This window comes from Massilia phyllosphaerae, from assembly GCF_034659755.1.
Lineage (GTDB): Bacteria > Pseudomonadota > Gammaproteobacteria > Burkholderiales > Burkholderiaceae_D > Telluria > Telluria phyllosphaerae.
The window spans coordinates 248897-259853 of sequence record NZ_JAXSQX010000007.1 but is presented as its reverse complement, the minus strand read 5'-3'; the positions used below and the strand labels follow the sequence as shown (position 1 = coordinate 259853).

Below are 10957 nucleotides of genomic sequence, written 5' to 3'. Positions count from 1 at the left end.
GTGTGCGGAAAGGCGTCAGGGCTTGGATGGCCCCAGCGGCGCCAGCGCCGCCAGTGGCCGCAATGTGTAGCGCATGTCGTCGCGATCGGCGGTGGCGGGCGCGGTCACGACGTAGCTGTCCAGTCCCAGGCGGCGGCTACGTTCACCCAGGCGCAGCGCCCGCAATTCGCTGCGGCGCAGCACCAGCACGACTTCATAGGACAGGGTCGGCGCGGCAAACAGGCCCAGCAGCGAGGCCAGCGTCGCTGCGCCGCTGCCGTGCGGCAAAAAGCGCTCGAACTGGGCGCTGTCGACCGGACCGATACGCACGCGCACGCGCAGGTCCGGCCGCCAGCAGCGCGCCCCCAGCAGCGCGGCCTGGCCCAGCACCGCGTTGGCACCGCCCAACGCCGTGCGCTCGCTGCTGTCCAGCCGGTCCCAGTGCCCGATCCATTCCTGCAGCGCGACCGGCACCCGCAGCAGGTCGGACAGCACCTGTCCCAGCACCGCCGCCGACGCCGGCCGCTGGCGCAGCACCCCGGCGTACGACGCCAGCACCTCGTCGCCAATGCCCGGCAGCGCCGGCGCACCGGCAGCCGCGCCGGCCGACCCGCTCGGCCGCCGGCCTGCCTCCGTTCCGGCAGAGCCGCCCGCCTGGCTCGCCGGCAAGGCACCCGCCAGCGCCCCGGACGGGAACCCGGCCAGCGCCAGCAGCAGCGGCAAAAAGCGGTCGCTCGGCCCGGCCACCATGTGCTCGACCCGATATTTCTTCCATGCGCCATAGAACAGCGCCAGCATCCGGTTCGACAGCAGGTCGAGAAAGGCGCGCGGCGCCTCGTCCTGTTCGTTCGCGATCCAGGCCTGGATCTGTTCGGTATAGTGGATAGGCAGCGTGCCGTGCGCGCCGAGCAGGCCCATGAAGCTGGGGGTCAGGCGGAATTGCGGGCGCGCGATCGCCGGGTGGGCCGGCTTGTCGTGGACCAGCGCCAGCGCCTCGACCTGGCTGGCAGGAAAGCGCAGCGACAGGCTGTTGGCGAAACGCAGGTGGCCGTCGAGCGCCTGCTGCGGCGGTACCCCGCGCTCTTCCAGCCACAGCAGGAGCAGGCGCACGGCCTGGAAGAATTCGAAGCGCTGCGGTTCGGCCAGCAGGCGCTCGATCACGGGCATTCCCGCACGCTGGTGCGCGCCGCGCAGGTGACGATTTCACGGCCGCTCCCCTGCGCGACCACCTGCAGGCGGGTAAAACAGTTCAGCTGGGCGTTCAGCGCAAAATAATGGTCGAGCACGCGCACGAACACGGCCAGCCCGGTACCCGTAAAGGCGTCTTCGTCGACCGTGACGCGGATGCCGATGCCGGGCATCAGGGTTGCGACCGGCGCCGTCCTGACCCAGGCGCGCACCGCGCCGTGCTCGAGGCCGACGATGCCGGCGATCTGGCGCTCGGCCACCAGCGAGCGCGGCAAGTTATACAGTGACAGCATCTTCTGGAAATCGGCCAGCCCGGCCATCGTCACGCCGGCCAGGTTGGGGGACAGGTGCGCGATCAGGCGCCAGTGGGCGCCGCGGGCGCTGTCGAAGCGCCAGGTCGGCGTCGGCTTGCGCAGCAGCCGGATCGGCGCAATCCCGGACAGCTCGTCGGTGCGCAGGTCGCCCTGCGGGTTGCCGTAGCGCAGACGGGACGGCGCGTCGCGGTTGCTGCAGGTGAGATCGGTCGACAGCGTGGCGCCGGCGGTCTCGGTGCTGCGGAAATCGGCGTCGACCAGCGCGATGCGCATTTCGTGGCCGGGGCTGATGGCGGCGGTCGCATGGTCGCGCCGCAGTATCCAGTAATGCATGCGCCCCTTGCCACGCTCCAGCGGCGCGTCCGGCCCGGCGCCCGTCTCGGACGGCGCGTACAGCGGCGTGAACTGGGTGACGGCCGCGGCGCCGGCGCTGTCGCGCACCAGGCGCACCGCGTCGACGCTGTGGATTTCGTAGTCGGCCGCGTGCGCGGTGTCGGCCAGCAGCGGGTAATCGGCGCTGGTATACGACAGCTGCAGCGGCGCGCCGGCCTTCGGGAACAGATTGATCACCGGGGTGCAGCCCGCCAGCAGGTTGCGCGGCGACAGGGTCGACAGCAGGTGGGCGGTGTCCGAATCGGGCGCGATGCCGGTCACGCCCAGGTGCAGCGTGAAGCGCGTGCAGCGCGGCGGCAGCAGTGTTCGCAGCGCGTCCAGGTCGAGGTCGATGAAGTTGAATTTCTCCGGGTAGCAGAAATACTCGGTCAGCAGGCGCATCGCCGGGTGCGAGCGTGCCGGGAACGGCAGCATGGCGTCGGCCTCGTCGAAGCCGGCCAGGCGCAGCGGGACTTGCGCCAAAGGCAGCCAGGTCGGCTCGTCGCCGGCCTGCAGCCAGGCGCCGGCGCAGCGCAGGAACAGGGTATCGAGCAGCGCGGCGCGCAGCGAGGCTTCGCCGTCGGCGAACAGGCGCAGGCTGGACGGCAGCACGGTGCGCAGGTCGGCCCGGCCGGCGGCGCCGGACAGGGTGATGGCAATGCCGGCGCCGGTGCCGCGCGGCAGGCGCGTCGCGCGCGGCGCCGCCATCATCGGCGAAAATGCGACGCCGCTGACGCTCAGCGGCGCCAGCGCGACGTCGTACACGGTGCGGAACTGGCACGGGGTCTCATGGCCGGCGCCGGTGCGCAGCATGGTGCCGCGCGCCAGCAAGGCCTGGGCCTGCGGCGTCTCGCCCTCGCCGCGGTAGCCGACCTGGACCACCGAGTACGAGGGCAGCGGGCGCAGGTAGTGCGGGTACAGGCTTTCCAGCAGCGCTTCGGTGAATTTGGGGTAATCGTCGTCGAGGCGCTTCTTGATGCGCGCGCTCATCAGGGCCACCGACTGGATCAGGCGCGCCACGGCCGGGTCTTCGTAGGTCTCGCCGGTCAAGTGCAGTTCGCCGGCCGGTTTCGGGTAGCGGGCGCGGAATTCGCGCGCGAACTGGCCGAACAGGCCCAGCTCTTCTTCGTAATAGCGCAACAGCTCGTCCATTGAGACCTCAGGGCTGATTGTCCGGGACCAATATCCATGCTCCCATTCAATGCTTTTTCAGACCTTGCGGCCGGTCAATGCCGAGCTCGCGCTCCATGGTCACGCGGCCTTTGTTACCATGGGGTCCACAATCAATCGTGACGAGGATGCCATGACAGACCTGAACCGTTTCGAGGTCACGCGCAAGTGGCCGGCGCAGTATCCCGACCGCCTGCAGCTGTATTCGATGCCGACGCCGAACGGCGTCAAGGCCGCGATCATGCTGGAAGAAACCGGCCTGCCCTACGAAGTGCACCGGGTCGCGTTCGAGAAGGACGACCAGAACTCGCCCGAGTACCTGTCGCTGAACCCGAACAACAAGATCCCGGCCATCATCGACCCGAACGGCCCCGGCGGCGCGCCGCTGGCACTATGGGAATCGGGTGCGATCCTGATGTACCTTGCCGAGAAGACCTGCCAGTGCATCCCGGGCGATGCGGCGGGCCGCTACGAGACCCTGCAGTGGGTCATGTTCCAGAACGGCGGCATTGGCCCGATGTTCGGCCAGCTCGGCTTCTTCCTGAAATTCGCCGGCAAGGACTGGGAAGACAAGCGCCCGCAGCAGCGCTTCCTCGATGAAAGCAAACGTCTGCTGGGCGTGCTCGAACGGCGTCTCGAGGGGCGCAGCTGGATCATGGGCGACGCCTATACCATCGCCGACATTACCACTTTCCCCTGGATAAACGGCCTGCTGAACTTCTATGGCGCCGGCGACCTGGTCGACGTGGACCGGTTGCCGAACGTGCGGCGGGTGCTGCAGGCCTTCCTGGCGCGGCCGGCGGTGGCGAAAGGCCTCAAGATACCCGCGGCGCCACCGAAATGACGGGGTGTCAGCCCAGCGAACGCAGGTCGGCCACCACCTCGTCGCCGTAGCCGGCGCCCAGCAGGTAGTCGACCAGGCGCTCGGCGCACTCGTCGGCATCGGCCAGGCTGCCGGTTTCCTTCAGGTCGACGAAGCGCTGGCGCATCGGGAAGCTGGCGGTGGGCGTCGCGCGGATCTCGGCCTGCATGCCGGTGTCGATCACGCCCGGCGCCAGGCTGCAGATCCTGACGCCGTGCTGCTCGTCCATGGCCACCGCGCGCGCGTGGTGGTCGAGCGCCGCCTTGGTGCCGCAATACACGCTCCAGCCTGGATAGGCATTCCGTCCGGCGCCGCTGGAAATATGCAGGATCCGCCGCTGCGCCCCGCTGCTGGCGCGCGCCACTGCCGCCGACAGCGCCAGCGGCGCCGCCACGTTCAGCGCCACCGCGCGCAGCACCGCCTGCGGGTCCTGCTGTTCCAGCGGTCCGACCGGGCTAACCATCCCGGCATTGTTCAGCAGCAGGACGGCGCCGGTGCCGTCGAGGTAATCCGCCAGCGCACGGCCGTCCAGCCACTGCGCCAGCGCCGTGCCGTCGGCCAGGTCGAGCTCGACCTCGTCGAACAGTTCGGGGAATTCGGCCGCCAGCTTGGGCGCGCGCGTGCGCGCCACGCCGAGCACCGGCACGCCGCGCGCCAGCAGGTTGTGCGCCAGCGAGGCGCCGAGGCCCTTGGTATGGCCGGTTACGATCGCTTTCATGATGGTCTCCAGATCCGTGCCGCGCGACGACACGGCTCGCGGCATGTTAAAGCAAGTTGCATCCATTCGGGCGCGCACGACATAACGCAAATTCGGGGTCAGAGCAGATTCGATTTTGCTCTGACCCCGAATTTGATGTTTTCAAGCAATTGTGTCGGGAGCTGAACAGTGTGGCACAAACTCTTGACGCATGGCAGAATCCGTCTGACTCGTCTCGACCTGGAAAGCGCACCATGCAAGCTCCGGACATCCCTCTCGACGAAGCGCGCCGCCTGGCCGCGCTGTACGCCACCCGCCTGCTCGGCACCTCGCCGGAAGACGCCTTCGATCGCATCACGCGCATGGCGGCGCGCCTGCTGAAGATGCCGATTTCGCTGGTGTCGCTGGTCGACAAGGATGTCCAGTGGTTCAAGTCGCGCTGCGGCTACACCCCGACCGAGTCGCCGCGCGCGGTCTCGTTCTGCGGTCACGCCATCCTCGAACACGAACCGCTGGTGATCCCCGACGCCCTGCTCGACCCGCGCTTCGCCGACAACCCGCTGGTCACCGGTGAGCAGCACCTGCGCTTCTACGCCGGCGTGCAGCTGTTCTCGATCGACCGCATGGCGATCGGCACCCTGTGCGTGCTGGACCGCGTCCCGCGCACGCTCGGCCAGGACGAACTCGACATCCTGCGCGACCTGGCACGCATGGTCGAGAGCCTGATCCAGCACCGCCAGCTGGCCAGCGCCGCGCGCTCGCTGTACGCGCACATGGAACTCGATCCGTCGAATGCCGAACTGTCCTCGGCTGCCGGCCAGGTCGAGTTTCTGCTCAACCACGACGTGCTGACCGGCCTGGCCAACCGCCAGTCGCTGGTGCGCGCCGTGGAAAAGCACCTGGCGGCCATGGGCGACAACCGGGTGCAGGCAAAAACCCTGGTCGCCTCGATCAACGTCGACAAGTTCAAGCGCCTCAACGAGCTGCTCGGCCACCACGGCGGCGACAAGGCGCTGGTGACGATCACGCGCAGCCTGCAGGCGCTGCTGCGCCCCGGCGACATGCTGGCGCGTGCCGGCAACGACGAGTTCGTGCTGCTGCTGCCGGGCCTGGGCGACGACAGCGCCGCGCGCGACCGCCTGCGCCAGCTGATGCAGGCGGTGCACCACGAATACATGACGCCCGGCGGCCCGATCCCCCTCACCTGCAGCATCGGCTATGCGATCTGCCCCGACGACGGCGAGGACGGCGACCTGCTGCTGAACAATGCGGCGATGGCCATGCGCCGCGCCAAGGCCCTCGGCGGCGGCCAGATCCAGCGCTTTTCCGAAGAGCTGAAACGCGCCGTCAACCGCAAGCTGACGCTGGAAAGCCAGCTGCGCCGCGCGCTCGAGCAGGACGAGCTGTTCCTGGTGTACCAGCCCAAGATCGACCTGCGCAGCGGCGCCGTGGCCGGCATCGAGGTGCTGCTGCGCTGGCACCATCCCGAGCACGGCACCGTGTCGCCGGTGGAATTCATCCCGATCGCCGAGGAATCCGGCCTGATCGTCTCGATCGGCGAGTGGGTGCTGAAAAGCGCGATCGCCCAGAGCCGCGCCTGGCATGCCGAAGGCGTCCCCGACGTCACCTTCGCCGTCAACCTGTCGGCGCGCCAGTTCCTGGCCACCGACATCGTCGCCACCGTCGACGCCGCGATGCGCGATGCCAGGCTGCCGCCGGGCATGCTCGAACTCGAACTGACCGAAAGCATCTCGATCGACGATCCGGCCCGCAGCGCCGCCCTCATGACCCGCCTGCGCGAGCTCGGCGTCACGCTCAGCATCGACGATTTCGGCACCGGCTACTCCAGCCTCAGCTACCTCAAGCGCCTGCCGGTCGACAAGCTCAAGATCGACCGCTCGTTCGTGCTCGACATGCACCAGAGCGCCGAATCGCTGGCCATGGTGCGCGCGATCATCGCCATGGCCCACAGCCTGCGCCTGGAAGTGATCGCCGAAGGCGTCGAGAACATCGCCCAACTGGATGCCTTGCGCGCCGCGGAGTGCGACCACATCCAGGGCTATGTATTCAGCAAGCCGCTGCCCGCGGCCGAATGCGCCGCCTACCTGCGCCACCACGCGGCCCGGGCAGCCCAGCCGGTGGTGTGAGGCAGGCTGACAGCGCACGTTGTCAATTGTGCAAGCGAATTCTGGTTTCTCTGCTAGACTGCTTCCAGCGTGCCCCAAGCACCGCCACGCGCACAGCGGCGGACCTTCCGGTCCGCGCCAGCCTGCTGCCACGCCTCCCGCAGCCCATCCTGGCCGGCATTTTATTATTACCAGTGGTCAACGGCACGGCAGCAGGACATGCGATACACCGAACAACACAAAGAAGAAACGCGCGAGCGCATCCTCGACGAGGCAGCCCAGCGCATGCGCCGCGACGGCATCTGCGGCACCGGCCTGGCGCCCCTGATGCAGGGTGTGGGCCTGACCCATGGCGCCTTCTATGCCCATTTCCCGACCAAGCAGGCGCTGGTCGAAGCGGCCCTCGACACCGCCGTCGAGCAGACCCTCGAACGCTGGCCCACGCCCGAGGACACGGCCCAGCTGCGCGCTTTCATCGACCAGTACCTGTCGCCGCAGCACCGCGACGATCCGGGCCACGGCTGTCCGCTGTCCTCGCTGGCAGCCGAACTGGGCCTGCGCGATACGCCGAGCGCAAATACCGACGTGCTGGTGGCCCGCTACGCCCGCCGGCTCGACGCCTGCACCCTGGAAGCCGGCCCCCAGCAGGGCCTGGTGGCGCTGGCCGCCATGGTCGGCGCCCTGACGCTGGCACGCAGCGTCATGGATCAGCCAACCTCGCAGCGCATCCTGGCGGCGGTGCGCGCGGCGCTGTCGGTGCCGGACGCGGTCAAGGATAACGCACCGGCCGCCCCGGCAGATCCGGCAGCGGAATGAACTCGGTCTCGCCCGGCACGTCGGCAAAGCGGCGCGCGCGCCAGTCTTCCTTGGCCTGCTCGATCCGGTCTTCGGAACTCGACACGAAGTTCCAGGTCAGGTAGCGCGGACCATCCATCGGCTCGCCGCCCAGCAGCATCACGCGCGCGCCGGCACCGCCGGCGGCGCCCAGCGTCAGGCTGGCGCCAGGTTTCAGCACCACCAGCTGGCCGGCGCCGAACACCCCGTCCCGGCCGAGGTCGAGCGAACCCTCGACCACGTACAGCGCCTGCTCCGGATACTCGGCCGGCATGGTCAGGCGCGCGCCCGGCTGCAGGACCAAGTCGACATAGAACATCGGCGACGCCACCGGCACCGGCGAGCGCTTGCCGAAATAGTCGCCGGCGATGATGCGGGCATGCGCGCCGTCGCCCTCGATCGTCGGCAGCGCCTCGGTGCCGAGGTGGATGAAGCCCGGATCGATCTCTTCCTTCGCCTTGGGCAGCGCCACCCAGCACTGCAGCCCGGACAGGATCGAGCCGGCCGCGCGCGGCGCCGGGCCGGTGCGCTCGGAGTGGACGATGCCCTTCCCCGCCGTCATCCAGTTGACTTCGCCCGGCTTGATGTCCTGCACGGTGCCCAGGCTGTCGCGGTGCGAGATCTCGCCCGACAGCAGGTACGTGACAGTCGCCAGTCCGATGTGCGGATGCGGGCGCACGTCGATGCCGCGCCCCGGCTGGAACACGTGCGGCCCCATCTGGTCGAGGAAGACGAAGGGGCCGACCATGCGGCGGTCTTTGTGCGGCAGTGCGCGCCGCACTTCAAAGCCGTCGCCGAGGTCGTGGGTGCGCGGGACAATGATGGTCTCGAGCATGCTGTCGTCGTCGTGATGGTGCGGGTCGAGGGTGCTCATATCAGTTTGCCTCCGTGGTGATGTTGATCTGGCCGGACAGGGTCTTATGAACCGGGCATTTGTTGGCGACCTCGGTCAGGCGCGTCTTGTCGTCGTCGGACAATGCGCCGATGTAATGAATGGTACGGTGCAGGGCATAGGCCGCGCCTTCCTGGCCGTGGCGGATGCCGACCCGGACTTCGTCCAGGGCGTAGCCCTTGCGCTTGGCATACAGGTTGACGGTCAGCGTGGTACACGCCGCCAGCGCCGCGGCCAGGATATCATGCGGTTCGGGACCGCTGGCCTCGCCGCCGAACTGCGGAGCAACGTCGGTCAGGATGCGATGCGGCCCGATCTCGATCACCTGCTGCAGCGGCCCGGTGCCGCGGTGCGTCGTCACTTCCATGATGCCTCCCGTTCTCGATGTGATGAGCCTCATTATGGACAAGCTGGCACTTGACGCAAAACGAGTTATTTTCTTGTCTATCATCGATTTTTTCGATAGATTGCCGCCATGCTCAAACTCAGCCTCGATGCCCTCCTCACCGTCGACACCATCGCCCGCCGCGGCAGCTTTTCCAGTGCCGCGAAAGAATTGTTCCGGGTCCCGTCGACGATTTCGTACACCGTGTCCAAGCTCGAGGAAGACCTCGGCGTGCAATTGTTCGAACGTTTCGGTCCGCGCGTGGTGCTCACCGCGGCCGGCGAGGAGCTGCTGAAGGAAGGGCGCTACCTGTTGAAAGCGGCGAGCGACCTCGAAAGCCGGGTGCGGCGCGTCGCCTCCGGCTGGGAGACCGAATTCGCGATCGGGGTCGATTCGGCGCTGTCGCCGCTCGGGCTGCAGGACGACATCCGCGCCTTTTACGAAGCGGCCGACCAGACCCGCCTGCGCATCGTCAAGGAAGCGCTGTCCGGCACCTGGGAGAGCCTGCTGGACCGGCGCGTCGACCTGCTGGTGGGCGCCGCTGGCGAAGGCCCGTCCGGCGGCGGCTACACCGCCGAACCGCTGGCCCACATGAGCTTCGTGTTCGTGGTGGCTCCCAGCCATCCGCTGGCGCGCGTGCCGCACCGCCTCGGCAAGGCCGACCTGGCCCCCTACCGCGCCGTGTCCGTCGCCGATTCGGTGCGCACGCTGCAGGCGCGCACCGTCGGCCTGCTATTCGGCCAGGACACCATCACGGTGCCCGACATGCAGACCAAATACGAATTCCAGCTGGCCGGCCTCGGCTTCGGCTTCCTGCCCGAAGCCTGGGCCCGTGCCGATATCGCCGCCGGCCGCCTGGTGGCCAAGGCGGTCGAGGAACCCAAGCCGGACGAGACTTTGTACATGGCCTGGCGCACCGGCGAGGATGGCGCCGCGCTGCGCTGGTGGCGCGAGCGGATGCGTAGTCATCCGCCGCTGGCGCGCATGCTCACGATGAATTGTCCGGTCGAGCGCGCTGCCGGCGCCTGAGCATCCCGATCAGGACGGCATGGCGTCGCTGCCGGCGCCGGTCCGCAGCGCCGCCAGCCGCGGCACCAGCGCCGCGCCCAGCTCCTCGAGCTGCTCGGCCACCGGCCGCGGTCCCTGCAGGTTCACCAGCATGTGGTCAACGCCAAGCCGCGCCATGCGCCCGAAATAGGCCAGCAGCGCGTGGCGACCGGCGCGCAGGCCCAGTTCCAGCGGCGCCGCCGGCGCATCCGCATCCTCCAGCAATTCCAGCTGCAGCGACTGCACGAAGGGCTTGCGCCGGCCGCCGGCGCGTTCGTCCAGCGCGCGCTGCCATAGCGCGATGCGGCCCTGCTGGCGCGCTTCCTCGCGGTGGTAGGTGGCCCAGCCGTCGGCTTGCGCCGCGATCCACTGCAGCGACTGGCGCGCGCTGCCGACCGCCAGCATCGGGATGCGTGCCGCCGGCGCCAGGCCGGGCACGAAGCCGCCGGTGGCCGCCAGCATCGCCGCGCGTTCGTCGGCGGCTGGCGCGAGCGCGCTGCGCAGCAGTTCCCAGCCTTCGCGGTACAGGAGTTCCGGCGGCCGGTCGACGCCGAACGCGGCCAGCTCTTCCGGCCGGTCGCCCGAACCCAGCCCCAGGATGAAGCGGCCGCCACTGAGACGGTCGAGCGACAGCGCCGCCTTGGCCAGGTGCAGCGGATGGCGCAGCGGCAGCACCGCCGCGGCGGTGCCGATGGTAACGCCGGGCGCGGCCAGCGCCAGCGCGGCCAGCCAGACGAAGGGATCGTCGAGCAGCGCCGCCTCGCCGCTGCTGCCTTGCGGAATCGCCAGCGGCACGTCGCGCGTCCACAGGGCGGCGATGCCGAGGGCGCCGGCACGGGCCGCCAGCGCCGTCTCGCGCGCTAGATCGGCTTCCTGTCCGGGCGCGCGCTCGAGCGGCGTCATCAAGCCCAGGGTCAGGTGGCCGGCACCCAGTACGCGGGCGTAGGCACGGTTGAAGGGTGCAGAATCGATAGGTTCGGAGGGCATTGGTTCGCGGTAAAGTGACGTGGCATGGACAAGCCATTGTAGCCAGCACGCGCGTGCGCATGCGCCAGCGCAAACCGGCGATGGCGCCAACCCTTATCGTGGCA

At 69.0% G+C, this 10957-nt stretch carries 10 protein-coding genes; 4 read left to right on the top strand and 6 right to left on the bottom strand.

Annotation, left to right across the window (positions count from 1 at the left end; translation table 11 throughout):
* Window positions 1–15 precede the first annotated feature (15 nt).
* Together tssG and tssF are read right to left on the bottom strand one after the other, a co-directional pair.
* Window positions 16–1140: a type VI secretion system baseplate subunit TssG gene (gene tssG / locus U1H99_RS24685; protein WP_323144332.1), complete on the bottom strand. Its 1125-nt coding sequence runs from the start codon at window positions 1138–1140 to the stop codon at window positions 16–18.
* Complete coding sequence (tssF, locus tag U1H99_RS24680; RefSeq protein WP_323144331.1) at window positions 1137–3005, bottom strand: type VI secretion system baseplate subunit TssF; 1869 nt, start codon at window positions 3003–3005, stop codon at window positions 1137–1139. Before tssF ends, tssG begins: the two co-directional genes overlap by 4 nt.
* A 151-nt stretch (window positions 3006–3156) precedes the next feature.
* Between tssF and U1H99_RS24675 the strand changes: the two genes are divergently transcribed.
* Complete coding sequence (locus U1H99_RS24675) at window positions 3157–3867, top strand: glutathione S-transferase family protein (protein WP_323144330.1); 711 nt, start codon at window positions 3157–3159, stop codon at window positions 3865–3867.
* Between the two features lie 7 nt (window positions 3868–3874).
* Here U1H99_RS24675 and U1H99_RS24670 read toward each other — a convergent pair whose 3' ends face one another.
* Entirely contained in the window at window positions 3875–4603 is a 729-nt protein-coding gene (locus U1H99_RS24670) for an SDR family oxidoreductase (protein ID WP_323144329.1), read from the bottom strand.
* A gap of 233 nt (window positions 4604–4836) precedes the next feature.
* On the opposite strand from U1H99_RS24670, the gene U1H99_RS24665 reads away from it, so the two are divergent.
* On the top strand, window positions 4837–6729 hold the full coding sequence (locus tag U1H99_RS24665) for a putative bifunctional diguanylate cyclase/phosphodiesterase (protein WP_323144328.1): 1893 nt from the start codon (window positions 4837–4839) through the stop codon (window positions 6727–6729).
* A gap of 198 nt (window positions 6730–6927) precedes the next feature.
* Entirely contained in the window at window positions 6928–7524 is a 597-nt protein-coding gene (locus tag U1H99_RS24660) for a TetR/AcrR family transcriptional regulator (RefSeq protein WP_323144327.1), read from the top strand.
* On the opposite strand, the gene U1H99_RS24655 is transcribed toward U1H99_RS24660, so the two are convergent.
* Both U1H99_RS24655 and U1H99_RS24650 read right to left on the bottom strand, forming a co-directional pair.
* On the bottom strand, window positions 7478–8416 hold the full coding sequence (locus U1H99_RS24655) for a pirin family protein (protein ID WP_323144326.1): 939 nt from the start codon (window positions 8414–8416) through the stop codon (window positions 7478–7480). The two genes, U1H99_RS24660 and U1H99_RS24655, sit on opposite strands and share 47 nt — an antisense overlap.
* Window position 8417: 1 nt before the next feature.
* Entirely contained in the window at window positions 8418–8801 is a 384-nt protein-coding gene (locus U1H99_RS24650; RefSeq protein ID WP_323144325.1) for an OsmC family protein, read from the bottom strand.
* Window positions 8802–8909: 108 nt separating this feature from the next.
* Here U1H99_RS24650 and U1H99_RS24645 point away from each other — a divergent pair, with 108 nt between their 5' ends.
* The gene (locus tag U1H99_RS24645; RefSeq protein WP_323144324.1) at window positions 8910–9848 is read left to right on the top strand and encodes a LysR substrate-binding domain-containing protein; all 939 of its coding nucleotides are present in this window, start codon (window positions 8910–8912) and stop codon (window positions 9846–9848) included.
* A 9-nt stretch (window positions 9849–9857) separates the two neighbouring features.
* Here U1H99_RS24645 and U1H99_RS24640 read toward each other — a convergent pair whose 3' ends face one another.
* On the bottom strand, window positions 9858–10853 hold the full coding sequence (locus tag U1H99_RS24640; RefSeq protein WP_323144323.1) for an LLM class flavin-dependent oxidoreductase: 996 nt from the start codon (window positions 10851–10853) through the stop codon (window positions 9858–9860).
* Window positions 10854–10957: the final 104 nt, after the last annotated feature.

What these genes read in the sequence shown, in the direction of transcription:
- U1H99_RS24655 (WP_323144326.1), bottom strand. Translation starts at nt 8,416, where the DNA reads ATGAGCACCCTCGACCCGCACCATCACGACGACGACAGCATGCTCGAG.
- U1H99_RS24650 (WP_323144325.1), bottom strand. Translation starts at nt 8,801, where the DNA reads ATGGAAGTGACGACGCACCGCGGCACCGGGCCGCTGCAGCAGGTGATC.
- U1H99_RS24665 (WP_323144328.1), top strand. Translation starts at nt 4,837, where the DNA reads ATGCAAGCTCCGGACATCCCTCTCGACGAAGCGCGCCGCCTGGCCGCG.
- U1H99_RS24660 (WP_323144327.1), top strand. Translation starts at nt 6,928, where the DNA reads ATGCGATACACCGAACAACACAAAGAAGAAACGCGCGAGCGCATCCTC.
- U1H99_RS24670 (WP_323144329.1), bottom strand. Translation starts at nt 4,603, where the DNA reads ATGAAAGCGATCGTAACCGGCCATACCAAGGGCCTCGGCGCCTCGCTG.
- U1H99_RS24640 (WP_323144323.1), bottom strand. Translation starts at nt 10,853, where the DNA reads ATGCCCTCCGAACCTATCGATTCTGCACCCTTCAACCGTGCCTACGCC.
- U1H99_RS24675 (WP_323144330.1), top strand. Translation starts at nt 3,157, where the DNA reads ATGACAGACCTGAACCGTTTCGAGGTCACGCGCAAGTGGCCGGCGCAG.
- tssF (WP_323144331.1), bottom strand. Translation starts at nt 3,005, where the DNA reads ATGGACGAGCTGTTGCGCTATTACGAAGAAGAGCTGGGCCTGTTCGGC.
- U1H99_RS24645 (WP_323144324.1), top strand. Translation starts at nt 8,910, where the DNA reads ATGCTCAAACTCAGCCTCGATGCCCTCCTCACCGTCGACACCATCGCC.